The following is a 25,068-nucleotide window of genomic DNA, read 5'->3' as shown; positions in this document are numbered from 1 at the left end:
TATCAACACAACTGGCGAGTCAGCGGGTAGGTGACAGCTCGTCGCTGGCCAGGGTCCGATCCACCAGGCGCAGGCTGTTGCGTCCGCCGCGCTTGGATTCGTAAAGCGCGGCGTCGCCTTGCTCGATCAGGGCGGCCAGGCTCGACGGCGGCTGGTCGAACAGGTTGGCGCCGATGCTCAAGGTGACCGGTTCAGGCGTGGTGAATGCCTGTGCGGCGGCCTGGTGAAACCGGTCCCGCAGCGCGTTGCCCAACCCGACGACTCGCTCACTCGATGCGTCATTCAGCAGGATGACAAATTCGTCACCGCCCAGCCGGGCCGCCAGTGCACCGCCGGGCAAAACCGCGCGAATCATCTCGCTCAGCGAAACCAGCAGTCGATCACCGGCCGTGTGGCCGTAGAGGTCGTTGACCAGTTTGAAGTTGTCGATGTCGATCAGCAGCAGCGCGCCCGGTCGCGTGCCCGAGACGTTCTCCAGCAGGCGCGGTGCCCGCACTTCGAGGGCGCGGCGGTTGTACAGGGCGGTCAACGGATCGCGTGCCGCCAGTCGTTCAATCTGTTTCTCCCGCCGGTAGCGCTCGGTGCCGGTCATCGAGAGCGCGATCAGCATGATCGCCATCGCGCCCTCAACCAGCGAAATCTGGATGATCTCGCCACGAAAGGCCGCCAGATCGATCAGCGTGCCTGGCACGACCACCGATATCGCCTTGGCCAGATAGAACAGCCCGTGGGTCAGCAGCACATAACGCAGTTGCACCGCGCCCACGCTCAAAGACTTGCCATGAGGACGCAGGAGGAAGCTGGCCCTGAGCGTCGGCAGGGCGACCAGCAGCGAATTGGCCACCAGCATGAGCTTCGACCACGACGCTTCGTCCGGCAGCAACAGCATGGCAAACCAGGCTGCAAAAATCAGGTACCAGACGCGAGACAGGCGCACCTGCGTAAAACGCGCGACGCCCAACAGGAACAGGAAGTGCGCCGTCACCAACAGGCCGTTGGCGAACCAGATACCGATCAGCAACAGGCCGCTGATGCGCAGCAAGGCGAGGGTCGAACCCACGGTGATCGTGGCAAATCCTGCGCTCCAGAACAGCAGCGAGGGTTCGCGAATGCTGCGCCACTCGATCGCCAGATACAGCGCGGCGGCCGCTGCGAGGGCGATAGAGAGTGTCAACATCGTTGGAGGGTCGAGCGCCATAGCCGGACGGGTCTGCCTGATCTGCGGGAGAGGGCTGTGATTGTAGCGTTCAAGACTGTTTTTCGCAGGGCTCGTCATCCGTATATCGCACTGTCGATTTCCCGGCGTCTCGTTCGACTACGGTTAAGGAATGCGCCTGATCGTCGGTGTTTCCTGCAAGAGCGCTGTCACGAAGACCAACCGGGAGAAGACCATGCGCACGCTCACCGTTGCCGCTTTCATCAGTCTTGATGGCGTTATTCAAGCACCCGGCGGGCCCGAAGAGGATCCCGACGGCGATTTTCGTTTCGGTGGCTGGATCGTGCCTTACGCCGACGAAGCCTCCGGCCAGGCCATCAACGAGCTGTTCGCGCAGCCGTTCGAGTTGCTGCTGGGGCGCCGCACCTACGACATTTTCGCGGCGTATTGGCCCGACAAAAACGGCCATCCCATCGGCGACCTGTTCAACCGCGTGGCCAAGCACGTCGCCACGCATCGACCCGATACGCTCGACTGGCAGAACAGCCATGCACTGAAAGGCAACCTTGCTGACGCGATACGCGTGCTCAAGCAGCAAGACGGCGCCCGTTTGTTGACCCAGGGCAGCAGTGATCTGGTGCGCCAATTGCTGGCCGCCGGGTTGGTCGACGAGCTGCGGCTGATGACGTTTCCCGTGGTCCTGGGGCGCGGCAAGCGCCTGTTCGGCGACGATGCGCTGGCGTCGGCGTTCACCCTGGCGCACTCGATCACCACGCCAGCGGGTGTATTGATCAGCCGCTACGAACGCAGCGGCGAAGTACGTACGGGAACGTTCGAAGACGTTGACTAGGAAAAACCGCCACATTTTTTTGGAGAACAAAAATGGTCAGCAAAAACACGATTTGCCTGTGGTATGACGGCACCGCGCTGGACGCCGCGACGTTCTACGCCGAAACATTTCCGGACAGCGCGGTGAACGCTGTCCACCGCGCCCCCGGCGACTATCCGGCGGGCAAGAAGGGCGATGTCCTGACGGTGGAGTTCACGGTGATGGGCATCCCGTGTCTCGGGCTGAACGGCGGGCCGTCGATCAAGCACAACGAGGCCTTTTCGTTTCAGGTGGCGACCGACGATCAGGCCGAGACGGACCGCTTGTGGAACGCGATAGTAGGGAACGGCGGCGAAGAAAACGTCTGCGGCTGGTGCCGGGACAAGTGGGGTTTGTTCTGGCAGATCACCCCTCGGGTGCTGACGGCGGCGATCACTGATCCCGATCCCGCCGCGGCCAAGCGTGCATTTGAGGCGATGATGCAGATGGGCAAGATCGACGTCGCGGCGATTGAAGCGGCGCTCAGGGGTTAGCCGGGTTAAACAAACCACGAGGGTGAGTTTCACCCTCGTGCCACCGCTGGCACCTCTGTTGGCTTCTCACCTGATGAAACATCGTGCAGGGAGATCTTCGAAGTCTCCGGCAACGCCAGGCCGCCAACCAACGCCAACACTGCAATGGCAATCAAGTAGAACGCTGGCGAGAGATTGCTGCCGGTGGTACTGATCAGCCAGGTCGCCATCAGCGGCGCGGTGCCACCAAACAGGGTGTAGGCCATGTTGTAGGTGATCGCCGATGCGGTGTAGCGAGTGCGCGTCGGGAAGGTTTCCGAGAGCAGGGCGGCGGTCACCACGTTACACAACACGGCGCCAATCGCCAGGAGCATGACGCCAACGATGGAGGCTGCGAACGAGCCGGAACTGGCCATCATGAACGATGGATACACCGCCACGATTAGCAGCGCGCAGGCCGTCATCACCGTCATGCGCCGCCCGACCCGGTCCGAAAACAAACCGGCCAACGGGCACATCAGTGCGGCGAAGATCAGTGCAATCAGCGACACCAGCAACGCCGTTGCGCGACTCAGGCCGCCCGCGACCTGCAAGTAAGTCGCGAAGTAGGTGGTGAACATGTAGAACGACAGGGCCGTCAACGAGATGAACGCACCGAGGGAGCAGATGGCCGAACCATGGTTGCGCAGGGTCTCCTTGAGCGGGGAGTGCGCGACGGCATGTTGTTGGGTGACGGCCTGGAACGCCGGGGTTTCATCCATCTTCCAGCGCAGGTAAAGACCGACCAGGCCCAGTGGCGCGGCAATCAGGAACGGCAGGCGCCAGCCCCAACTGCCCATGGCTTCGGCCGAAAGTGACGCCTCGAGTGCGTAAGCCACCACGGCTGCCGATGCAAACGCAGCAAAGGTCGACACCGGAATGAAACTGCCATACCACGCTCTTTTATCGCTGGGAGCATGTTCCATCAGATAGGCGCAGGCACCGGCATATTCGCCCCCTGCGGAAAAACCCTGGGCGCAGCGGATCAGGCTCAGCAGCACCGGTGCCGTGACACCGATCGCGGCGTAGGTCGGCAACAAACCGATCAGGGTCGTCGCGCCCGCCATCAGCAGGATGGTCATCGCCAGGGTACGCTTGCGACCGATCCGGTCACCGAGCATGCCGAAGAAAATCCCGCCCAGGGGCCGAAACGCAAAGGCCACGGCGAATACCGCAAAGGTTTTCAGCAGCGCAGCGCTGGCATCGCCGCTGGGGAAAAACTGCTGGGCGATGGTCGTCGCCAGAAAGCCGTAGACGGCAAAGTCAAACCACTCGACGAAATTGCCGATGCCGGCGGCGACAATCACTTTTCTCAGGGTTTGCGGGCTGACCTGCTCTGTCGCGGCGCTTGTCATGCTGAACCTCGATGTCTCATGGGTTTAGCGTTCGATTATCGCGGCAGCCGCTGAAACGTCTCAGCTCAAAAGTGTCGTCGGCATAGTCAGGACCGACTCAAAAGCATGCCCAAGCCTCAGCGCAAACTCCACGACACCCCGACATACGCCGCCATACCTTCGCCCGGCGTCGACCGTGCCGCGTCCAGACCTTTGTCGTCGTAGCCCGGCGTGACGGTGGCGGCGTAGTGCTTGTTGGTCAAGTTGCGCAGGTCCAGCCAGGTCTGCCAGTCGCCCTTGGGGGCGTTGTAGCCCACCGTCGCGCCGAACAGTGCGTAAGGGTCGGCGTAATAGCTGTTGGCGTAATCGACCGCAGTTTTCGACACCCACTGCGTATTGAGCCCGGCGAAGAAACCCTGGGGCCAGTCGTAGCGCAGTTCGCCCTGGTAGTAGTGCATCGGCAAGCCCGGCAGGCGGTTGTCGCCGAAGCGGTCGTCATCGCGGTAGTGGAAGTCGCTGAAGGTGTAGCTCTGGCGCAAGCTCAGTTGGCCGCCATCGCCGGACGACCACAGGTTGCTTTGCAGGCTGGCTTCCACGCCTTGGTGCACGGTCGGGCTGGCGTTGAGTTCGTAAGGCGTCACGGCATTGGCATCCGGCAACACCGAAAGCAATTCGTGCTGCACCTGAGCGTAGTACCAGGCCAGGCTCCATTGCCCCATCGTGCTGTCGCCGCGGCCGCCGAGTTCGAGGGTGGTCGCGGTCTGGTTCTGCAGTTTGATCGGGTCGCGCTGGGCGCCTGTGGCGACACCGCTGCCTGCCGGGAAGCGAATGTTGGAGCTGTAGATCAGCGACCACGGGTGCGGCGCTTCGACCGAGCGGCTGAGATTGCCGAACAGCTGCAAGTCCGGTGTGAGTTGGTAGCGCAGGCCCACGCGTGGTGCGTAGTCCCAGTCGTTGAGGCTGGTTTTGCCGCCACCTTCCGGGAAGGTCACGGCGCTTTCGCGGCGGGTGTAAATGGCTGCGAGGCCGGTGGTCAGCCACAGGTCGTCGGCGATCTCCAGGTCATTGCCCATATGCAAGACCGTGTCTGAACCCTGGTAGGTGAAGTTGCGAATGGGCGTGCCCGGCGCATAGCCGGCGGTGTTGCCGGTGGGGATGCGCACTGATTCGCTGGCGCCGGCATTGGGCAGGTGCTTCGTCACGCGCAGGCCCAGCGTGCTATGGCTTTCCAGGCCCCAGAGGGTGTCGCGACGCTTATAGTCGAAGGTGCCGCTGACGTCCGTGTACGCCACCTTCAAGCGGTTGGGGCCCTCACGCAAGTCCATCGGGTAGTCATGGTAGACAAGACCGGTCTGGATACTCGAATCGTCATCGATGTAGTAGGTGGTCTTGTTGCCGAAGAAGGTGCTGCCCGGTTGTTCGCGACGGTCGTCCCGCGCCACGTAAGCGGGGTTGGCGGCCCGTGGGTCGTGCTCGATGGAGTGCTTGGTCACCCGCCCGGCGAGGTCGTTGTCGGTCTGGCGATAGCGCAGATAAAAGCGCGTTTCCAGCTTCGGGTTGAAGCGATAGCCGAAGTTGGCAATGACGCCCTGGCTCTCGCTGGCCGTGTGATCCTGATAGCCGTCGGCGCGCGCATCGGTCGTGGACACGTAGTAGTCGAAATCCCCCAGCACCTGCCCGGAACTGACCTGACGCTGCTGATAACCGTGGCTGCCCATGGCGTAGCGCACTTGCAACAGCGGTGCGTCGTAGCCGGTGTGGCTGATGTAATCGACGGCTCCGCCCAAGGCCAGCGCGCCCCTGTCAAAACCGTTGGCGCCGCGCAGCACTTCCACATGATCGAGCCACAGCGGCTCCAGCAACTCGTAGGGCGTGCCGCCCGGGCCGGTCAGCGGCAGACCGTCGAGCATGGCGTACAGCCCCGAGGCATGGGCGCCCGGTGCACGGTTGATCCCCGAGCCACGGATCGAAATCTTCACCCCTTCATTGCCCGCAGACTGGGCATAGACCCCCGGCTGATAGGCCAGCACATCCTGGTTGCTGGCCACGCGACCCTGAAGGGGGCGGCGCATATCGACCACATTGGTGCCGCCGGGCACCTGGGCAAGCCGGGCCTCGGCGTCCTCGATCGTCTGGTCTTCGCCGCGCTGCTCCTCAGCCTGAATCAGCACCTGTCCCAGCTCCAGGCCTTGGGCTTCCTCGGCCATGGCCGGACAGGCAAGCGCCAGCCCCAGCAGCGCAGCGGGCACGGATTTGGGCGAGGGCATCGAGAGAACTCCAGACAGATAGAAACGGGCAGTGAGAACTGCGACGTATGAACTAACGAGTGGAACACATGGCAATTTTGCTTTTTTGCCAGCTCAACGTTCATCCGCTTCGGTGCAGCCATCCTGACCCTGCGCCGACAGGCTGCCGCACAAGCGACGTGCGCCTATCCACGAATGCCTGCTGCGGTGGCTTTCCTGTTCGCGATCACGTCACTTTTGCTCGGCGATCAATCCTGAAAGAACTTCAGCTGAGGTGGTGGTGTGCCGAAAATGGTGGGTCCAGAGGCTGATACCCAGTTGCCCGGAGCGGTCCAGGGATGAACCCACCGTGAGGTCGGTGACGAGCGTCGGATAAAGGCCGGCGTCAAACAGTGCAAAGCCTGCGGCCAGGACACAGGTGTCCGTCTGGATACCGCAAACCAGGACACGGTCCGGCTTCAGGCGCTTCAAATGGTCCATGGTCTCAGGCGAAGGTGCATAGCCGTGCTTGACGAAAATCTGCTCTGTTTTTACCGCGCTGCTGTCGAGCGCCGCAGGGTGCCAGCCGAGCTGTTGATGGAACGGGGTGCGCTGCTCGTCATGCAGCTCGACGGTCGCCACCGCCGGGACAACGTCCGCAAGTTTTTGAATACCCTTCACGAGCCATTCAGGCGGCGAGAAGGTGGATTGAACATCCACAACGAGAAGAACTTGGCGCATGGTCTGGATTCTCCATTCGGCGCGCTACATTATCACCCCGTGCACTCAGCGCCAGTGCACAGCAGGTGTCTGAGTGACAGGACTGCTACTCATATCAAGGAGACACCAAGATGGTCGAAGAGATTTTGAAATCGAAGCTGGTTAATTTTCTGGTGCCCGACGCCCGAGTGGACTACGACACCGTGAGCGATCTGTACGACGAGGCGGGGAGTGTTGGCGCGGGGCAAATGCGCTGTGCAATGCTGGCCTTGTCACGGACTTAACCCAACAGCTGCTCGCCGAGCAAAACGACCGCAATGATGATCATGGCCGTTCCGGAGAAACGACTGACACACCGGGCCGCGGCGGGGCGTGCTTGCAGTACGGCCTGTGAGCCGAATCCCACGAGCAAATAAATCACGCCACAACTGACCGTGTGGATGAGCCCCAGCGCAATCATCTGCATCGGCACAGGCCAGGCCGCTGCCGCGTCGGTGAATTGCGGCAACAGCGCCAAAAACAGCAAAAACACTTTCGGATTCAGCCCGCTCACACAAAGCCCCTTGATCGCCCAACGCTGCCAGGAGCCTGGCGCCTGAGCATCATCTGAGTGCGGTGTAGCGGGGCGGGCGAGCATGTTGATGCCCAACCACAGCAGATAACCGGCCCCGGCAACGGTCAGCACCGACAAGGCAACGGGGTGGTTGGCCACCAGCGTGCCGACGCCCGCGGCAACGATCATCGTGGCAATCAAATGACCGGACAACAGCCCGCCCACGGCGGGTATCACGACCCGGCCCTTCAACCCCGCCGAAATCGCGTAGGCCCAATCCGCCCCCGGCGTGATGACGAACAGAATCGACACCGCCCAAAAGGCCACGAAAACACTCAAGGTCATGGCGCTAACCACTTCTGCTGCTGATACACCGTGCTCTGCATCGTCCTGCTCCGAAAAATATGGATGTGAGGAAGAATAAGGAAATCTTGTTAGAATTTACTTTCAAAGATGATCATCAGAATGCGCAGGGTTGGGAGAAAATTCTAAATGGACAGGATTGATCGCAAGATTCTTTCTGAGCTGCAAAAGGACGGTCGCCTGTCGGTCACCGAACTCGCCGAGCGCGTGGGCCTGAGCCTTTCCCCTTGCCATCGACGCGTCCGGGCCCTGGAAGAGTCGGGTGTGTTGCTCGGCTACCGAGCACAACTGGACCCAACCGCATTGGGCCTTAACTTTTCCGCAATGGTGTTTGCCACGTTGCGCGAGGGCGACCGCAAAGCGGTCGAGGCGTTCGAGACGGCGCTTGTCGACATCCCGCAGGTGGTCGATGCCCAGCGGTTGTTCGGCGAACCGGATTATCTGCTGCACGTCATCACTCAGGATTTGCCGGCCTTTCAACGGCTCTACGATGAAAGCCTTTCGACCTTGCCCAATGTGCAGCGGCTGACGTCGACGCTGGTCATGAAACGGGTGGTGCAGGACAGGCCTTTGCCCCTGTGATGAGAGAGGCGGGCAATGGGAAGCACACGATCCCGCGTGGATTTCAGGATTGCTGAAGAAGACGTAATGCTGGCTTAATTCATGTCCGGTGTTATCGCCTGCGTCGGAACCTGACGATAGGTTGCTGACAACTCAAATCCCATCGTAAGAGCCAATTGCAGCGACTACACTCCAGCCCATGAAACGCTATCTGCGGTTTTGCATCATTTTCATGATCAGCCTGGCGCTTCCCCTCAGCGGGATGGCGGGCGTTCAGGCACCGACAGAACCGTGCCCCATGAAGACGATGGGCATGGCGATGATGGACGGCATGGGAATGGACTGCTGCAACGACATGAAAAGCCCCACCGAGCATGGCAAGCCTTGCAAACCAGGCCAGGAATGCAAGACGGGCGGCATGCTGCAAGTCTCGATTATCAAGCCTCCCATAACCGCATTCAGCCCCGTAGCGCTTTCCTTCTTCAGCGATTCCCTGCCCGTGAAAACCCCGTCCGGGGTATGGCGACCGCCCCGCGTTTGATTCCTGTCCCACATCGAACCTCATTCCGCATTAGCGGGATGACCTGGCTGTGCGCATGTCTTTTGACGCGCGCAGTTGATGATCACAGGAATCGTAGACATGAACTCCAAGTGCTATTGCACAGGCTGGCCCCTCGTGGTCGGCCTGGCGGCAAGCGTACTGGCATTGCCGAGCTTCGCTGCCGCACTGACACTCGATGAAGCGTTGCGGCTGGCCGAAAACAATGCGCCGTCACTGACCGCACAAGACGCCAGGATTCAGGCTGCCAGCAGCGCAGCCATCCCGGCGGGAGAACTACCTGATCCCAAGCTGCTTCTGGGAGTGCAGAACTACCCCATAGGCGGTCCGGATCGCTGGAGCCTCGACCAGGATTTCATGACCATGCAAATGGTCGGGGTCCGGCAGGAGATGCCGAACAGCGACAAACGCAAAGCCCGTATCGAGGTCGCCGATGCGGCTGTTGATCGCGCCGCCGCCGAGCGTCGGGTCGAACGTCTGAAGGTCCGCCAGTCCACCGCACTGGCCTGGATCAGCAGCTATTCCATCGAGCGTAAAGATGCGTTGTTCCAGGACTTCTACAAAGAAAACCGCCTGCTGAGCGATACCGTCCGGGCCCGGATTGCTGGCGGCCGCGCCCAGCCCGCCGATGCGGTGACACCCAAACAGGAAGCCGCTCAGTTGGCAGAGCAGCAGGATGATTTGATTCTGCAGCGAGCCCAGGCCCGAGCCGCCCTCAAACGCTGGATTGGCTCAGCCGCCAACGACAAGCCTGTGGGCAGCCTGCCTGAATGGCCCGTCGATAGCTCAAGCTACTCCCATCAACTGCAACACCATCCGGAGCTGGCAGCGTTTGCGCCGATGACCCGCGAAGCGCAAGCCAGGGTTCGTGAAGCCGAGTCGGAGAAGCAATCGGATTGGAGTTGGGAGCTTGACTATCAGCATCGTGGCCGACAGTTCGGCGACATGGTCAGCGTGCAGTTTTCCTGGGATCTGCCGTTGTTTCCTGAGGCTCGCCAAAACCCGAAAATCGCCGCCAGACACGCTGTACTCAACCAGCTTGAGGCCGAGCGCGAAGCCTTGTCACGCGAGCACACCCAACAACTGGAAAGCCAACTGGCTGACTACGAGCGCCTGAATCGTGCCGTGCACCGAAACCAGGAAAGCCTGTTACCGCTGGCCAAGGAAAAGGTCGAACTCAGCATGGCCAGCTACCGGGCCGGCAAAGGCGATTTAGACACCGTTGTGACCGCCCGACGTGAACTCATCGAAGCCCGGCTCAAACAGATTGACGTGGAAGAGCAGCGCGCGCTGACCAGTGCGCGTTTGTATTTTGCTTACGGGGAGGCCAGCCAATGAAACTTGAAAAATGGAACGGGGCATTGCTGGTTAGCCTTTCGCTGGCATTGGGTGTTGCCGGCGGTTACGGGGTCGCTCACCAGCGTATGAGCGCAGCGCCAAATGCCGTGGCGGAGCAAGACATCAATGCTGTGCCCGAACGCAAAGCCCTGTATTGGTACGACCCGATGTACCCGCAGCAAAAGTTCGACAAACCGGGCAAGTCCCCCTTCATGGACATGCAACTGGTTCCCCAATACGCCAGCGGCGCAGGAGACCGGACGACTGTCAGTATCGACCCGGGACTGACCCAGAATCTCGGGCTGCGTTTTGCGACTGTCACCCGTGGAACCTTTCATTCCAGCCTCGACGTGACAGGTGTCCTGGCGCTCAACGAACGTGATGTTGCGGTGATTCAGGCACGCACCGCTGGCTTTGTGGAGCGAGTCTATGCCCATGCTCCCGGAGATGTGCTGAACGCCAACGCAGCGTTGGCGGATATTCTGGTGCCGGAATGGGCTGCGGCTCAGACAGAGTTCCTTGCCCTGAAGCGTAACGGCGACGCGGAGCTGTTGGCTGCAGCCCGCCAACGACTGCAGCTCACCGGAATGCCGGCAGCGCTGATCACTCAGATCGAGCGTAGCGGTAAGGTTCAGCCATACCTGACGCTGACCAGTCCCATCGCCGGTGTGCTGCAAGCCTTGAACGTACGCACGGGCATGACCGTGGCGACGGGCGACACGCTGGCACGCGTCAATGGCTTGAGCAGTGTCTGGCTGGCCGTGGCCGTTCCAGAGTCGCAGACCGGATCGATCACAGTGGGGCAGACGGTCGAAGCACGGCTGCCAGCCTTTCCGGGGACCGTGCTCAACGGCGAGGTCAGCGCTATTTTGCCCGAGACCAGTGCGGACAGTCGCACCCTGCGTGTGCGGGTGGAACTGCCCAATCCGGACGGCCGCCTCAGGCCGGGTTTGACGGCACAGGTGCGCCTGAACCGTTCGAGCGAACACAGTGTGTTGTGGGTGCCGAGCGAGGCGGTTATTCATACGGGGCGACGGGCCTTGGTGATGCTCGCCGAAGACACCGGCCACTACCGCCCGGTAGAGGTGCAACCCGGGCAGGAAAGTGATGGCAAGACGGCCATTTTGAAAGGTCTGGAAGAAGGCTGGAAGGTGGTTACGTCTGGCCAGTTCCTGCTGGACTCGGAGGCCAGTCTCAAGGGCATTGTTGCCAGCACTGAGGACGAGTCGCCACCCAGCGCAGCAGCCGCCGGTATTCATGAGGCGGATGAGGAAAAATCGGGGAGCCAGCCATGATTGCGGCCCTGATTCGTTGGTCAGTCGCCAACCGGTTCCTGGTGTTACTGGCGACACTGTTCGTCACGGCGTGGGGCATATGGTCAGTGCAGAGCACACCCATCGATGCGCTGCCGGATCTCTCGGATGTTCAGGTGATTATCCGCACTCCATTTGCGGGCCAAGCGCCGCAGATTGTCGAGAACCAGGTGACCTATCCGTTGGCCACCACCATGCTCTCAGTGCCGGGAGCCAAGACGGTGCGTGGTTATTCCTTCTTCGGTGACAGCTTCGTTTATGTGCTGTTCGAAGACGGCACTGACGTGTACTGGGCCCGTTCGCGGGTGCTGGAATATCTGAGTCAGATACAAAGCCGGTTGCCGGCCAGCGCCAAACCGGCGTTGGGACCGGATGCAACGGGGGTTGGCTGGATCTATCAGTACGCTCTGGTGGATCGCAGTGGTGGGCACGACCTGGCGCAACTGCGTGCGCTTCAAGACTGGTTCCTCAAGTTCGAACTCAAGACCCTACCCAACGTTGCGGAAGTGGCCACGGTGGGGGGAATGGTCAAGCAATACCAAGTGCAACTCGATCCGCTGAAACTGGCCAGCCTCGGCATCACTCAGACAGAGGTGACCGAGGCTATCGGCAAGGCCAATCAGGAAACGGGTGGCGCGGTACTGGAGATGGCAGAGACCGAGTTCATCGTGCGCGCTTCCGGTTATCTGAAGACGCTCAACGACTTCCGGGCGATCCCTCTCAAGTTGGGGGCGGATGGTGTGCCGGTGACCCTTGGCGATGTCGCCACTATTCAGTTGGGGCCGGAAATGCGGCGGGGCATTACCGAACTCGACGGCGAGGGCGAAACCGTCGGTGGCGTGGTGATTTTGCGCAGCGGCAAGAACGCTCGCGAGACCATTGCGGCGGTCAAGACCAAACTCGACGAACTGAAAAGCAGTTTGCCGGCCGGAGTGGAAATCGTCACCACCTACGACCGCAGCAAACTGATCGACCGCGCGGTGGAAAACCTCAGCCATAAGTTGATCGAAGAGTTCATTGTCGTCGCGCTGGTTTGCGGGATCTTCCTTTGGCACTTGCGCTCATCACTGGTGGCGATCATCTCCCTGCCGGTGGGCGTGCTGATGGCCTTCATCATCATGCGTTACCAAGGGATCAACGCCAACATCATGTCCTTGGGCGGGATTGCCATCGCCATCGGCGCCATGGTCGATGCTGCCGTGGTGATGATCGAGAATGCCCACAAGAAGATTGAGGCCTGGCACGCGGCCAATCCGGGGGAGGAACTTAAGGGCGAGCGTCATTGGCACGTCATGACCGAAGCAGCGGCAGAGGTCGGCCCGGCGCTGTTCTTCTGTTTGTTGATCATCACGTTATCGTTCATTCCGGTGTTCACCCTGGAAGCTCAGGAGGGGCGACTGTTCGGCCCGTTGGCGTTCACCAAAACCTATGCGATGGCCGCGGCGGCGGGGTTGTCGGTGACCTTGGTGCCCGTGCTGATGGGGTACTGGATTCGCGGGCGAATTCCCGGTGAGCAACAAAACCCGTTGAACCGCTGGTTGATCAGGATCTACCAGCCGGCCCTGGAGGCGGTGCTGCGCCGTCCCAAAGTCACCCTGCTGGTGGCACTGGTGGTGTTTGTCAGTGCGCTATGGCCAATGTCGCGCCTGGGCGGTGAGTTTCTCCCGCCTTTGGACGAAGGTGATCTGCTCTATATGCCTTCCGCTCTCCCGGGGTTGTCGGCACAGAAAGCTGCGCAGCTGCTGCAACAGACCGACCGCCTGATCAAGACGGTGCCCGAAGTCGAGCACGTGTTCGGCAAAGCGGGGCGTGCCGAAACTGCCACCGACCCGGCACCACTGGAAATGTTCGAAACCACCATTCAATTCAAGCCACACGAGCAATGGCGGCCAGGCATGACCCAGGAAAAACTGGTGGAAGAACTGGATCGCGTGGTTCGGGTTCCAGGGCTGACCAATATCTGGATACCGCCGATTCGCAACCGTATCGACATGCTTGCCACCGGCATCAAAAGTCCGATCGGAGTGAAAGTCGCCGGCACCCAGTTGGCGGACATCGATGCTGTCACCCAGGCGGTCGAGCGGGTGGCCAAAGGCGTACCCGGTGTCAGTTCAGCGCTGGCCGAACGCTTGACCGGCGGCCGCTATATCGACGTGGATATCGACCGCAAGGCCGCCGCTCGCTACGGGCTGAATATCGCTGATGTGCAGTCCATCGTGGCCGGCGCTATCGGTGGTGAAAATGTCGGGGAGACCATTGAAGGGCTCGCACGTTTCCCGATCAACGTACGTTACCCACGGGAGTGGCGTGACTCGCTTGGTGCCCTGGAGCAATTGCCGATCTACACGCCGTCAGGCATCCAGATCACCCTGGGGACAGTGGCCAACGTCAAAATCAGCGACGGCCCTGCGATGCTCAAAAGTGAAAACGCGAGGCCTTCAGGCTGGGTCTATATCGATGTGCGTGGCCGGGACATTGCCTCGGTGGTCGCTGATTTGCGCCATGCCGTAAACGAGCAGGTCAAGTTGCAGCCTGGCATGAGCCTGAGCTACTCAGGGCAGTTCGAGTTTCTCGACAGAGCCAATGCACGACTCAAACTGGTGGTGCCAGCCACGCTGTTGATCATCTTCGTGCTGCTCTACCTGACGTTTGCGCGCTTCGATGAGGCGTTGCTGATCATGGCCACGCTGCCATTCGCGCTGACTGGCGGGGCATGGTTCATCTATCTGTTGGGATTCAACCTGTCGGTCGCCACCGGTGTCGGTTTTATCGCCCTGGCCGGTGTTTCTGCCGAGTTTGGCGTGATCATGCTGCTCTATCTGAAAAACGCCTGGGCAGAACGTGAAGACCTCGGCGACAGCACTGAGCGCGGGCTGGTTGCGGCGATTCGTGAAGGCGCTGTGCAGCGTGTTCGCCCCAAGGCCATGACCGTGGCCGTGATCATTGCCGGCCTGTTACCCATCCTGTTGGGTAGCGGAACCGGCAGTGAAGTGATGAGCCGCATTGCCGCGCCCATGGTCGGCGGCATGATCACGGCTCCCTTGCTTTCCCTGTTTGTCATTCCGGCAGCCTATCGCCTGATGCGCCGCCGACATCTCGTCATTGAATCCACTCACCTTAAAGGAAACGTCGTATGAAACTGACCCATATTGCAGTGGCAGGAACCTTGGTTGCGTTGTCTTTCCTGGCTCGTGCAGAGGATATGCCGGGTATGAAAATGGACGGTATGGAGGGCATGCAGACAAAGGAGACAAAGCAGGCGCCCGTCGCTAATGCCAACGGAACGATCAAGGCTATCGATGCTGCCAGGCACACGGTGACCATCTCCCACGGCGCAGTACCCGCCGTGCAATGGCCGCCGATGACCATGGCCTTTTCCGTGACGGATGATCAACTCGCCGGGCTGTCGGCCGGAGACCGTGTCTCGTTTGTTTTCCGGGTCGAGGGTGGCAGCGCGACGATTGTTTCAATCAAAAAATAGGGCAGCGGTGGTGCAAGTGGCCGGCACATTTTGTGTGCCGGTCGTAAGGACAGCTGACTTCAAGACGTGCGCGACTCACGTGTTGCGCTGCTCAAACCCATAGCCGTTACACCGATGCGCGAGAACACCAGCCACACAAACAGCAGCACACTGCAACCAACAAGAATGGACGCGGCGCCAATCAACGGCTCGATGGCCGCGACGCCCTTGAGCCGCAACGTCAGTGCGCCAAGCATCACCGGGACGCCAATGTTGTACATCCAGAACTGTGCGGCAGCCGCGCGCCCTTCGGTGATTGATGGGTGCGCTGTGCCGATGATGCCGAACAGGGCCATCGACACCCATCCCAACAGATTGACATGAGCATGTACCGCGAAAAGCGAGTGGTCGCCGGAAGCGCCCATCGCCACGCCCAGCATCACGCCAATGGCGAAGTAGAGGGCAGCGAGCCGAAACCAGGTCCGTGAACGGGGGTTGTGATTCATGGCATTCACCTCATGCGCCCAGAGGCGCGCTCAGTTGCTGAAATATAACGGGCGACCTCTTGTCGGTTGATTGTTGCGTGCCTATTATGAGACTCAAGTCTCATGAATAGACAGAGTCTCATATATTCCATGTCGATCCCGAAGTCAACCCCGTCTGAACCCGGCGGCGATCCGCAAGGCCGCGCCAACCAGAAGCTGCGAACGCGTCAGGCGCTGATCGATGCCGCCATCGCCTTGCGCGACGAGGGCCAAAACCCGACGGTGGCGCAAGTTGCAGAGCGCGCGATGGTCTCGCGCGCCACGGCCTATCGCTACTTTCCCTCGACCGAGGCATTGATCAGCGAGACGGCGGCGGATCGTGAAATGAAGCCGCTGGAGAGCTTCTGGCGGCCGGGAGACGACCCGGTCAAGGGCATCGGCCTGGCCGCGAACGCGTTGAACAAACTCTTGATCGACGACGAGATCGGCTTGCACGTGATGGAACGTTCGTTCATGTCGGTGTGGCTCGACAGCGAGACCCACGAGCCCCTGCGACCAGGCCGCCGGATGAGCTACATCGAACCGATCGTCGACTCGCTGAAGGACGTGCTCTCGCCCCGCGCACGCAAACGACTGAAGCAGGCGCTGTCGATCGTTATCGGCACCGAGGCGTTGATCGCCGTGCGCGATATCAGTGGCGCGAGCGTCGAAGAATCACTCGACACCGCCGCGTGGGCGGCGAGGGCGCTGGTTCGTCAGGCGTTGGCGGAGAATGAAGAGGCTCGGCGCAAGCGCAATTCCATATAGGTCGGGTTGCGGGTTTCTTCTGCGCGACACTGAATTGCCTGTGTTTGCTCAGGCAATGTGGGTGGCGGCTTTTGGCCGATAACAGGCAAGAGTCATTCCGCAAATTAGCGATGCCAGATCTTTTTACAGTTGAACAAAAAACGGGCGCCTTCAGCGCCCGTTTTCATTCACTCCTTCGCCAACGCCCGCAATCGCCGACCAATCACATCCATCAAGTCACAACCGTCGCGCAACGGAATGGCCAGCAGTTTGGAGAAGTCCGACAACACCACCGTGTCGCAACCAATCTCGGCACGAAAGGCGATGTTCTCCAGCACCTGAGTAACTGCGCGAATTCGGTAGTCAGCGGCGGCTTGCAATACGTCGAGTGGAGCTTCGGTGTCGATGAGCAGGGAAGCCGGAACCAGGTCGATTCCGGTGAGGGGCATGTATCGATTCATTTGAAGATCTCTGTTTGATTGGCTCAAAGGCCGTCACTCAGTCGTCGCCAAACGATTGGGTGGCAGCTGTGCGCAGGTTGGCGAACCGGCACAGAGAACACCGGCAGACCCGAAGGCCTCCCGCGCACAGCCGCCATTACAGCGGCCTTGCGGGTGCGACGACCCCTGCAACAAAGCGTAGAGCCCTCGCATTCTCTGTAGTCAGGTCGCCAAACCCGAATCGCCATTTTGGGCGACGGGGCGGACTATAAGCTTCATCGGAACGGCGGGCAAGGAGAGGCGTTCCGAGGTTTGTGTAGGAATTTCCATAGCGTCCTGGGAACGTTATGCCCCTTTAGTGGGCGACTGTTATCGGCCAAAAGCTGACTGTGGATTTCGTCTGAGGAACATGCATGTGCATAGCATTTGACCAACTGCTTATTAGGATTAAAGTCTAAGGGAAAGATCGACCCCGTCAGTCTTTGATCCGCAACGGCTATCGCCACGCAGGTTCCTCAATGGCAGGTACAGAAAAGGAGTATTGCTCATGATCAAATACCTTCGAATGATGGCAATGATTTCAATCCTCGCGATCACGGCGGGCTGCCAAATGGGTCAATCAACTTCCGCCTCTGATGCGATGGCTGCTAACGCGGAAATGGACCGCGAGGCGAAAGCGGCGTTACAGAGTTTGTATACCAAAACGCCGCAAGCGCGCGCCCTCGCGCAGCGAGCCAAGGGTATCCTCGTTTTCCCTGATGTGCTGAAAGCGGGCCTCATCGCCGGCGCACACCATGGCGAAGGCGAATTGATTGAGAACGGAAAAGTGACGGGATACTACGCGACCACAGCAGCCTCATACGGCCTTCAGGCAGGCGTGCAGCGGTTTGGATACGTGATGTTTTTCATGACCTATTCAGCGATGAATGATCTGAAAAATGTTAATGGATTTGAGGTCGGCGTGGGCCCAAGCATCGTGGTCGTAGATTCAGGCATGGCCAAATCGATAACTACCTCAACGGCTCAATCCGATGTCTATGCGTTCATCTTTGATCAAAAGGGCTTAATGGCCGGGCTGGGATTGCAGGGTTCAAAAATTACCAGGCTCAATCGCTGAGGCCGTCTGCATGTCGCTTACACAGAATTTAGTTGTGTTGCATCGACCTGCTGAATTCACAGCCAAAAGCTGCCCCTCCAGAAGGAGCGCTTACGACCCAAAGGTGCCCTTGGCAGAGGGCTGCTAACGCTACACCGGAAACGAAAAAGCCCGCTGTTTAGCGGGTTTTTTCGTTTCCGGCGGTGATTACCAGTTCATGGCATACATCTCCGGTCTTGAGTGGGGGTCACTTCAAATGAACTTTCAGCTCTTCGCAAGCCTGCAGCATTGCAGAGCGTACCGCCGGAACCTGGCTGACCACGTTCAGCAAGCCGTAGTCATGGATCATGCCGTTGTAGCGCACCGCAGTGACCGGCACGCCGGCTTGGTCCAGTTTGCGAGCATAGGCTTCCCCTTCGTCACGCAGCACATCGGCACTCGCGGTCTGGACCAGCGCTGGCGGCAGGCCTTTCAACTGCTCAGTGGTAGCGCGCAGCGGCGAGGCGTAGATCTCGGCACGTTGCTTGGGGTCGGTGGTGTAGTTGTCCCAGAACCACTTCATCATGTTCTTGGTGAGGAAGTGTCCCTCGGCGTACTGGTTGTACGACGCTGTCTCGAAGTTGGCGTCGGTCACTGGCCACAGCAGCACCTGGTACTTAATGGCCGGGGTACCTTTATCCTTGGCCATCAGGCTGACCACGGCTGCCATGTTGCCGCCGACGCTGTTGCCCGCTACCGCCAGGCGCTTACCGTCGACATTGATTTCCTCGCCGTGCTCGGCCACCCATTTGGTTGCACCGTAGGCCTGGTTGATCGCCGTCGGGTAGTGCGCTTCAGGGGACGGAGTGTAATTGACGAACACCGCCACCGCCCCGGACCCGACGACCAGATCGCGCACCAGGCGCTCATGGGTCGGGAAGTCGCCGAGCACCCAGCCACCGCCGTGGAAGTACATGAACACAGGCAAGGTCCCCTTCACACCCGCCGGACGCACGATGGTCAAGCTGATGTTCTGGCCGTCGACGGTGATGGTCTTCTCGCTGACATCCGCCTTGGGCAGTGTCAGTTTTACCCCGGCCTGAGCGCCGGTCAGTACCGCGCGGGCGTCCTTCGGCGAAAGCTGCTCGATGGGTTTACCACTGCCTGAGTTCAATGCATCGAGGAATGCCTGGGTGTTGTGTTCGACGCCAGAGTCAGCGAATGCGTTACCGATCGAAAAGGCAAGGAGCGAGCCAACGAGTGTTTTGGTCAAAACGTTCATTTCATATCTCCTGTTTCTGGTGAGGCGGGAAGTTAGACGGTGACGTGCAGACGGACATCGACGTTGCCACGGGTTGCGTTGGAGTACGGGCACACTTGGTGGGCCGCCTCCACCAACGCTTGTGCATCGACTTGCTCCAGGCCTGGCAGGTTGATGTTCAGGTCGATATCCAGGCCAAAGCCGCCTGGGATCTGGCCAATGCCGACCCGCGCAGTGATCGAGGCGTCGGCTGGAATGCTGCGTTTGCTCTGGCTGGCGACGAACTTCAGTGCACCGATGAAGCAGGCGGAGTAACCAGCGGCGAACAGTTGCTCAGGGTTGGTGGCATCACCACCGACACCGCCCAATTCCTTCGGAGTGGCCAGTTTCACGTCGAGGTTCTTGTCGCTGGAGATGGCTCGGCCATCACGACCACCGGTTGCGGTTGCGACTGCGGTGTAGAGAACTTTCATGGCTTTCCTCACTTTTGAATGTCTTGGGGGGATTCTGTTAGCGATTTAAATGTTTGCGTTATAACAATGCGCAATAAATTGCCGCTAAAAAATTTAGCGCGCAAACTTTTTAAAAAATCGTCTGTAGCTGTAACAAATTGATTTTCAAGGGGGGTTACACCTCAGTCCGCTTGGGCTCGCCCGCGCGTTGATGGTGCCTTACCGTCTCAAGCAACGACCGGAATCGGGCAGATTGCTTGTTGCTGCCAAGCCTTCGGTGTCATGCCTTCAGCCTTCACGAATGTACGGCAGAAGTGAGATTGATCGCTGAAGCCGCATTCCAGAGCGATCTCTGTGAGCAACTTCGTGGAAGCCTTCATTAACTCTCTGCTCTTCATGACCCGCTGTTCACGCAGCCATCGCTGCGGGGAAATCCGGGTGCTTTCCTTGAACCTGCGTGAGAAGTGACTACGCGACAATGCGCAAGCTTCGGCTAGTTCAGTCACTGAAATGCCGGTATCCAGCCTGTCCAGCATCAGTTGTTTGGCAGTTCTTATCTGCCAGGATTTGAGCTGCCCTGTCGAAGCCAGTGTGAGAGTGGCCAGCACGGTAGATTTGTCCTTGTTCATACACATCCATTAATCCAGGTAACAGGATGCGAACGCCTGACTCGAACAGCGCTGGGCATTGGAAATCCTCAGAGGTTCCAGGCCAGGCTCGTTGACTCGGTTCAGTCGACTGCGCACCCTTCGCAAGTCTGTGAACAGCCCCCGGGGCAGGGGGTGGCGATGGCGATGGCGATGGCTCAGACAGATGCAGCGACAGGCGCCAAGGTGGGGCCATGCTGTACGCGCTCAGGCGCCTTGTGCACCATGGTGTAGGCGTAGTCGACGCCCATGCCATATGCACCAGAATGTTCCTTTACCAGTTCCATTACGGCGTCGTAGGTGTCGCGGTTCTTCCAGTCCCGTTGCCATTCCAGCAGCACCTGCTGCCAGGTTACCGGTACCACGCCGGCCTGGATCATGCGCTGCATGGCGTAATCGTGGGCTTCTTTGGTGGTGCCGCCGGAGGCGTCTGCAACCATATAGATTTCATAGCCGGCATCGTTCATTGCCGACAGAGCGAAGGTGGCATTGCATACCTCGGTCCACAAGCCGGAGACGATGATCTTGTTGCGACCATTTCTCTTGAGTGCGTCGCGTACCTTCTGATCATCCCAGGAGTTCATGGAGGTTCGCTCCAGCAGCGGGGCGTCCGGGAACACAGCGAGTAGCTCGGGGTAGGTGTGACCTGAGAAGCTTTCTGTCTCAACCGTGGTGAAGGTGGTGGGGACATTAAAAATCTTCGCTGCCTTGGCCAAGGCAACGGTATTGTTTTTCAGCGTTTGCCGGTCAATGCTCTGAACGCCGAAGGCCATCTGTGGCTGCTGATCGATGAAGATCAGTTGGCTATTCAGCGGAGTCAGGACTTCAGTTTTAGGATTGCTCATTTTTGTTTCCTTTCGGCTTGATGATGTTCAGTCGCACAAGTCTCGGGGCCCGCACCTTGCAGGCATTACCGTAGCCACGAGTGCACTCCTCAGCGTCAGTGCTTGAGGACGAGCAAAAGATAACGAAACAAGGCGCCTTTCGGTGGCGCATTTTTGCGCTCCTGCCGGCTCATTTATGCGCCATAAAATGCGCGATCGCGCTGCTAGCATTCGCCCACCTATTCGGATCAAGTCGGTCCCTCATGTGCAGGAGAATGCAATGACAGCTTCACAACCGTTCAACAAGCAGACCGCCTACTGGGGCGTTTCCTGGGAGGAGGCGTATGGCTATCCGCAGGCACGGCGGGTAGGAAACGAGATCTACGTATCAGGTCAATTCAACCATGATGAGGCAGGTAATCTGGTAGCCCCGGCGCCGCTGAACGCCGACGGTAAGCCCAGTGATTTCTCTTCGATGGGAGAGCAGATGCGGGTCTCTTACGACAACATTTCGAAGCTGCTCGCCTTGTATGGCGCAACTATGCAAGATGTTGTCGAGGAAACGCTTTATGTGCTGGACATGGACGCTGCGTTCGCTGTGGTCGGCAAAGTGCGCAAGGCGACCTATGGCACTGAGCGGCCTCAGTGCGCGAGCAATATCATTGGGGTGTCGAGACTTGCCCAGCGTCCGCAGCTGATTGAGATCGTGTGCAAGGCCGTGATTGGCGCCCGAGACATCTGAGCTGCACTCCCGGTCTCGATTTAGGTGACCGGGAGTATCAATTGCCCCTCGACCAAGGGCTTTTGACTGGCCACGGCAGCGGCGCAGAAGGTCATGAATGCTTTGACTCGCCACGATTTTCGAATGTCCTGGTGAGTCAGCAACCACAACTCATCCTGAAGCTCTGGCACCACCGGGCCGGCGCGTACCAACCCTGGGGTTATGTCGCCCAACATGCAGGGAAGGAATCCAAATCCCAGACCCGCCGCGATTGCAGCGCTTGCTGCTGCAACAGAATCGGTGCGGTACGCTATGCGCTCAGCAGCGACTCTGCTTTCGACATAGCTTGTCGCCTTCAAACCGCAAAGCGCAGAGGAGTATGACACCCATGCCTGGCCCTCTTCGAAAAGGGGCAAGGCAGTCATCTGCTTGGCACAGCAGTAAGGTGCCCAGGCAATGTTCGCCAGTTTACGGCCCACCAGGCTTTCTGCAGGTTTTCTCGTCGCTCGAATCGCGATATCCGATTCATCCCGGGCGAGGCTAAGGGTTTCATTGCCCACCAGCACCTCGATGCTGACCCCCTCGTTCAGGGCCTTGAAGTCCGCGATGATGGGGGTGAAGAAGTACAGCAGCAGCGAGTCGCTGGTGGTAATTCGAAGTTTCCCGAGGGGGCCTTGGCCTGAACGTGAAACACGCCGCGTGACGCTGACAATATCCAGCTCCACTCGCTCGGCGAGTGCTCGCAATTCAGCACCTTCGGCGGTGAGCAGATACCCTGACTTGCGGTGATCGAACAGCGCGATGCCGAGCGTTCGCTCAACTTGAGCAACTCGGCGCGAAACGGTGGATACATTGATGCCAAGCTTCTTGGCCGTAGCCGAACGATTGCCGCAATCACTGAGCGTCTTGATGATGCGCAAGTCGTCCCACGAGAGCTGATTGACAGCCTCGCCTACGTCCCACTTCGTCCCATCAGGGGCAGCCGGGGCTTTTCCAGTTGGCGATTTCACACAGTTCGTTCCAGATGCAAAGGCGCTGATGATACGAGAAGGAGTTGGGTGAAGCAGCCACATTGTTCAGGCGATTGGTTGAAAACTGTTATGCCGACTGGCTGCGATGGGTCGTTTTCAGCCGGTCACCACAGGCAGAAAACGGTCAGGAGCAGTCACTCAGTGCGCTTACAAAAGGAGGGAGGATTCAGTTGCCCATTCAACTGACCTTGCTGCGATACCAGACGGTAGTACGTTCATTATCAGCCTGGAATTTTCGTATTTCGAACTGCATTGATTCGTGCAGGACATGCCTCAAGCTGCTGCAACCGTAGCGCTTGGGCGTCTGCTCTGGATAGGTACCACCAATCCAGCGAATGGATGCTTCCAATCGAGTCCAGCCACCTTCGGCAAGCTTCGTTTCTGCTTCACGTAAACAGCAGCAAATCCCACTGCCAGGTCAATCGACTGAGCCATCCACCCGGATACCGTCGAGCGCATCTTCAAATGCTTGGCTCTGTATAAACGAAGCCATTTTAGCTCGTGCCTCAATCATGTTTTTGGCCCAACATTGCAGACTCAGGCAATGCCGATTGATGGTTTCGTAGCTTTCCTCCAGAAAACCATCCGCCGCCTGGCAGCCCGATTCAGACCAGAGATCGAAACGCTCAATGAATTGGTGGACCAGGCTATTGCGCAGGTCAACCAGCTCCTTGAGGTCGGCCTTCATTGCCTCATAGTCCTCGGCTGTCATTTCCAACTGGTATCGAAGCCTGAGCCAGATCTGGTCACCGACATCGGCTTCGGTCTGTGACTCTTCTTCGTTTGGGGGCGGCGGGGTCAGAAAGCTTTCGGTCAACATCCCCATCAACGTACCCATCGTCTTTTTCTTTGCACATTCGACCTTCTGGTCACGGATGCTAGACAGCTGATCTGCAAGACCGGTCAGTTCGTAATGCGCGACAATGGCTTTCAGCTGCCGTTCGTATTGTTGCACGCGCATCAGACAGCGTCCGAGCTTGCGCTGCACGATGTGTTGAGTAGCAGGTACATCATCCGAGGGCACGGTAGTGACTTCATCCATGATTAACGACTCAGGCATAAGTGGTAGGGCTGGAGCGTTCACCGCATTACGCTTGCCCTGCCAGGAAGGCTTGCAACGCGTAAATCGGACGCCTATCAAGCTAAGTGTAGGTTGAGTCAATCCGCTCGGACTTTTTCAAAAGAATTAGTCGATAGCTGCGTCTGTGCAGGCTTTCATCGAAAAAAAACCGGGACGTCTATGCGTGACGACTCGCAGCGTCGGGCCTGGCTTGTGTGACAGTCGGCACGCTTTAGCGGATGACTGAACTGAGCCCGCAAGGAGGAAGAAATACGTCATGAACGCCTTACTGGAATTACACGGTGCGCCCACAGGCAATTGCATCCGGGCAGCCATCGCCCTCGAAGAAGCGGGGCTGGCGTACACGGTTCGACTGGTGGATCTTTCAAAAGGCCAGCAAACAGGGGCGGATCATCGCTCCCTGAATCCGGCCGGAAAAGTCCCGGTATTGGTCGAACGAAAGGGCGATGAGCCTGCCTTTGTACTCACTCAGTCGAACGCGATCATTTTCTACGCTGCCGAAAAGGCTCCAGAACGGCTCTTGCCCAGTGCCGCTGGCCACAGAGCTACGGTGTATGAGCGATTCTTCTTTTTGACCGATGTCATCGCACCGGGCCATTCGGCGTTCTTCCTTCGCGGCCAAGGGCTCAACGATGGCTCTGCGCGGCTGGTCGAGCGCATGCTTTCGTCAATTGAGTTGGCTGAACAGTTCGTCAGTGCTGATGCTTATATGGCGGGAAGCTGTTTCTCCATCGCGGATATCGCGGCCTACAGCATCATGTCGTCAGTAGAGGCAGACATCCCGTGGGATCGTTTGCCCAAGCTTCGCCGCTGGTATGAAAGGGTGGGCGCTCGACCCAGCGTGGTCAGGGGATTTCAGGCATTCAGCTCGCGATGAACTGTTGGCGTCCCGAAGGTTTAGAGGTTTTTGCTCAACGCATGCTTCAGTCCAGATATTCGTTTGTTGAACTCGGGCTGACAGCACCTATCTAAAAATGTGGGGTAACGTCCCACACAAAGATGCTGACTGGCTCTCAGGGATCGTGCGGAAACCGCAGTTGCTGGTTAATGCTGCAGATTTATGGCCGTGCCGGTTGGCTGGCCGCTCCAATGGGCGGCCGGGAACTCACTGGATATTGCGTTCGATAGGGACATGACTGCGCAACTCCAAGCGGAGGTGCATCATGCTGATCAAGAAATGTTTGTTGGCTCTGGCAATTGGCGGGGTCCTGTCGGCATCGACTGTTCTAGTGCCCGATTACATCAGTAGTTTCTCCAGCGTGTATGCCAAAGATGGCAGCGGTGGTGGCGGCGGTAACAGCGG

Annotated in this window: 27 protein-coding genes; 13 read left to right on the top strand and 14 right to left on the bottom strand. The window is 59.1% G+C overall.

The annotated features are described in order from the left end of the window. Positions 1-19: 19 nt before the first annotated feature. The gene (locus J4E42_RS26975) at positions 20-1,198 is read right to left on the bottom strand and encodes a GGDEF domain-containing protein (protein ID WP_207286573.1); all 1,179 of its coding nucleotides are present in this window, start codon (positions 1,196-1,198) and stop codon (positions 20-22) included. A 193-nt stretch (positions 1,199-1,391) separates the two neighbouring features. Between J4E42_RS26975 and J4E42_RS26970 the strand changes: the two genes are divergently transcribed. Then, positions 1,392-2,006, top strand: coding sequence for a dihydrofolate reductase family protein (locus J4E42_RS26970; protein WP_207286572.1), 615 nt, complete (start codon positions 1,392-1,394; stop codon positions 2,004-2,006). A gap of 32 nt (positions 2,007-2,038) precedes the next feature. Then, a complete protein-coding gene (locus tag J4E42_RS26965) occupies positions 2,039-2,518 on the top strand; it encodes a VOC family protein (RefSeq protein ID WP_008035586.1) in 480 nt (159 codons plus the stop codon). A gap of 29 nt (positions 2,519-2,547) precedes the next feature. Here the strand turns inward: J4E42_RS26965 and J4E42_RS26960 are convergent, their stop codons facing one another. From J4E42_RS26960 to J4E42_RS26950, 3 genes are all read right to left on the bottom strand, one after another. Continuing rightward, complete coding sequence (locus J4E42_RS26960; RefSeq protein ID WP_008037839.1) at positions 2,548-3,891, bottom strand: MFS transporter; 1,344 nt, start codon at positions 3,889-3,891, stop codon at positions 2,548-2,550. A gap of 116 nt (positions 3,892-4,007) precedes the next feature. Then, the gene (locus J4E42_RS26955; RefSeq protein ID WP_207286571.1) at positions 4,008-6,137 is read right to left on the bottom strand and encodes a TonB-dependent receptor domain-containing protein; all 2,130 of its coding nucleotides are present in this window, start codon (positions 6,135-6,137) and stop codon (positions 4,008-4,010) included. A 210-nt stretch (positions 6,138-6,347) separates the two neighbouring features. Continuing rightward, a complete protein-coding gene (locus J4E42_RS26950) occupies positions 6,348-6,836 on the bottom strand; it encodes an isochorismatase family protein (protein ID WP_207286570.1) in 489 nt (162 codons plus the stop codon). A gap of 110 nt (positions 6,837-6,946) precedes the next feature. Between J4E42_RS26950 and J4E42_RS26945 the strand changes: the two genes are divergently transcribed. Continuing rightward, on the top strand, positions 6,947-7,099 hold the full coding sequence (locus J4E42_RS26945) for a hypothetical protein (RefSeq protein WP_207286583.1): 153 nt from the start codon (positions 6,947-6,949) through the stop codon (positions 7,097-7,099). On the opposite strand, the gene J4E42_RS26940 is transcribed toward J4E42_RS26945, so the two are convergent. Next, on the bottom strand, positions 7,096-7,713 hold the full coding sequence (locus J4E42_RS26940; protein WP_008035576.1) for a LysE family translocator: 618 nt from the start codon (positions 7,711-7,713) through the stop codon (positions 7,096-7,098). The genes J4E42_RS26945 and J4E42_RS26940 overlap by 4 nt on opposite strands. Before the next feature lie 147 nt (positions 7,714-7,860). On the opposite strand from J4E42_RS26940, the gene J4E42_RS26935 reads away from it, so the two are divergent. The 6 genes from J4E42_RS26935 to J4E42_RS26910 all read left to right on the top strand — a co-directional run bounded on the left by J4E42_RS26935 (position 7,861) and on the right by J4E42_RS26910 (position 14,983). Next, positions 7,861-8,313 carry an Lrp/AsnC family transcriptional regulator gene (locus tag J4E42_RS26935; protein ID WP_192228809.1) on the top strand — a complete coding sequence of 151 codons (453 nt, stop codon included), beginning with the start codon at positions 7,861-7,863 and terminating at the stop codon, positions 8,311-8,313. A 178-nt stretch (positions 8,314-8,491) separates the two neighbouring features. After that, the gene (locus tag J4E42_RS26930) at positions 8,492-8,833 is read left to right on the top strand and encodes a hypothetical protein (protein WP_207286569.1); all 342 of its coding nucleotides are present in this window, start codon (positions 8,492-8,494) and stop codon (positions 8,831-8,833) included. Positions 8,834-8,932: 99 nt separating this feature from the next. Further along, the gene (locus J4E42_RS26925; protein WP_207286568.1) at positions 8,933-10,189 is read left to right on the top strand and encodes a TolC family protein; all 1,257 of its coding nucleotides are present in this window, start codon (positions 8,933-8,935) and stop codon (positions 10,187-10,189) included. Beyond that, a complete protein-coding gene (locus J4E42_RS26920; protein ID WP_207286567.1) occupies positions 10,186-11,484 on the top strand; it encodes an efflux RND transporter periplasmic adaptor subunit in 1,299 nt (432 codons plus the stop codon). Before J4E42_RS26925 ends, J4E42_RS26920 begins: the two co-directional genes overlap by 4 nt. Then, positions 11,481-14,639: an efflux RND transporter permease subunit gene (locus J4E42_RS26915; protein ID WP_008037824.1), complete on the top strand. Its 3,159-nt coding sequence runs from the start codon at positions 11,481-11,483 to the stop codon at positions 14,637-14,639. The genes J4E42_RS26920 and J4E42_RS26915 overlap by 4 nt, the downstream gene beginning before the upstream one ends. Continuing rightward, positions 14,636-14,983, top strand: coding sequence for a copper-binding protein (locus J4E42_RS26910; RefSeq protein ID WP_008037822.1), 348 nt, complete (start codon positions 14,636-14,638; stop codon positions 14,981-14,983). Before J4E42_RS26915 ends, J4E42_RS26910 begins: the two co-directional genes overlap by 4 nt. A 59-nt stretch (positions 14,984-15,042) precedes the next feature. Here J4E42_RS26910 and J4E42_RS26905 read toward each other — a convergent pair whose 3' ends face one another. Beyond that, positions 15,043-15,468: a hypothetical protein gene (locus tag J4E42_RS26905; protein ID WP_008037821.1), complete on the bottom strand. Its 426-nt coding sequence runs from the start codon at positions 15,466-15,468 to the stop codon at positions 15,043-15,045. Between the two features lie 129 nt (positions 15,469-15,597). On the opposite strand from J4E42_RS26905, the gene J4E42_RS26900 reads away from it, so the two are divergent. Next, entirely contained in the window at positions 15,598-16,254 is a 657-nt protein-coding gene (locus J4E42_RS26900; RefSeq protein ID WP_032832406.1) for a TetR/AcrR family transcriptional regulator, read from the top strand. A gap of 167 nt (positions 16,255-16,421) precedes the next feature. Here J4E42_RS26900 and J4E42_RS26895 read toward each other — a convergent pair whose 3' ends face one another. Continuing rightward, positions 16,422-16,694: a hypothetical protein gene (locus J4E42_RS26895; RefSeq protein WP_008035545.1), complete on the bottom strand. Its 273-nt coding sequence runs from the start codon at positions 16,692-16,694 to the stop codon at positions 16,422-16,424. Positions 16,695-17,220: 526 nt separating this feature from the next. Here J4E42_RS26895 and J4E42_RS26890 point away from each other — a divergent pair. Further along, entirely contained in the window at positions 17,221-17,790 is a 570-nt protein-coding gene (locus tag J4E42_RS26890; RefSeq protein ID WP_008024532.1) for a YSC84-related protein, read from the top strand. Positions 17,791-18,016: 226 nt separating this feature from the next. On the opposite strand, the gene J4E42_RS26885 is transcribed toward J4E42_RS26890, so the two are convergent. From J4E42_RS26885 to J4E42_RS26870, 4 genes are all read right to left on the bottom strand, one after another. Next, on the bottom strand, positions 18,017-19,030 hold the full coding sequence (locus J4E42_RS26885) for an alpha/beta hydrolase (RefSeq protein WP_008037818.1): 1,014 nt from the start codon (positions 19,028-19,030) through the stop codon (positions 18,017-18,019). A 32-nt stretch (positions 19,031-19,062) separates the two neighbouring features. Further along, entirely contained in the window at positions 19,063-19,482 is a 420-nt protein-coding gene (locus J4E42_RS26880; protein WP_008037816.1) for an organic hydroperoxide resistance protein, read from the bottom strand. A gap of 206 nt (positions 19,483-19,688) precedes the next feature. Further along, on the bottom strand, positions 19,689-20,090 hold the full coding sequence (locus tag J4E42_RS26875) for a helix-turn-helix domain-containing protein (protein WP_008037815.1): 402 nt from the start codon (positions 20,088-20,090) through the stop codon (positions 19,689-19,691). A 176-nt stretch (positions 20,091-20,266) separates the two neighbouring features. After that, on the bottom strand, positions 20,267-20,953 hold the full coding sequence (locus tag J4E42_RS26870; protein ID WP_008020170.1) for a hydrolase: 687 nt from the start codon (positions 20,951-20,953) through the stop codon (positions 20,267-20,269). Between the two features lie 259 nt (positions 20,954-21,212). Here J4E42_RS26870 and J4E42_RS26865 point away from each other — a divergent pair, with 259 nt between their 5' ends. After that, complete coding sequence (locus tag J4E42_RS26865; RefSeq protein WP_008037812.1) at positions 21,213-21,674, top strand: RidA family protein; 462 nt, start codon at positions 21,213-21,215, stop codon at positions 21,672-21,674. 20 nt (positions 21,675-21,694) lie between these two features. On the opposite strand, the gene J4E42_RS26860 is transcribed toward J4E42_RS26865, so the two are convergent. The 3 genes from J4E42_RS26860 to J4E42_RS26855 form a co-directional block, all read right to left on the bottom strand. After that, positions 21,695-22,663 carry a LysR family transcriptional regulator gene (locus J4E42_RS26860; protein WP_008037811.1) on the bottom strand — a complete coding sequence of 323 codons (969 nt, stop codon included), beginning with the start codon at positions 22,661-22,663 and terminating at the stop codon, positions 21,695-21,697. Between the two features lie 199 nt (positions 22,664-22,862). Then, a complete protein-coding gene (locus J4E42_RS29585; RefSeq protein WP_223435005.1) occupies positions 22,863-23,090 on the bottom strand; it encodes an OST-HTH/LOTUS domain-containing protein in 228 nt (75 codons plus the stop codon). A 12-nt stretch (positions 23,091-23,102) separates the two neighbouring features. Further along, positions 23,103-23,726 carry a hypothetical protein gene (locus tag J4E42_RS26855; RefSeq protein ID WP_259331730.1) on the bottom strand — a complete coding sequence of 208 codons (624 nt, stop codon included), beginning with the start codon at positions 23,724-23,726 and terminating at the stop codon, positions 23,103-23,105. A 295-nt stretch (positions 23,727-24,021) separates the two neighbouring features. Here J4E42_RS26855 and J4E42_RS26850 point away from each other — a divergent pair, with 295 nt between their 5' ends. Beyond that, the gene (locus J4E42_RS26850) at positions 24,022-24,642 is read left to right on the top strand and encodes a glutathione S-transferase family protein (RefSeq protein ID WP_008037798.1); all 621 of its coding nucleotides are present in this window, start codon (positions 24,022-24,024) and stop codon (positions 24,640-24,642) included. Positions 24,643-25,068 lie beyond the last annotated feature (426 nt).

Origin of the sequence: Pseudomonas sp. FW300-N2A2 (assembly GCF_017351735.1) — a bacterium.
GTDB classification, from domain to species: Bacteria; Pseudomonadota; Gammaproteobacteria; order Pseudomonadales; family Pseudomonadaceae; genus Aquipseudomonas; species Aquipseudomonas migulae.
Note: the sequence above shows the minus strand (reverse complement) of the source record. Positions and strands in the feature narration are given on the sequence as shown.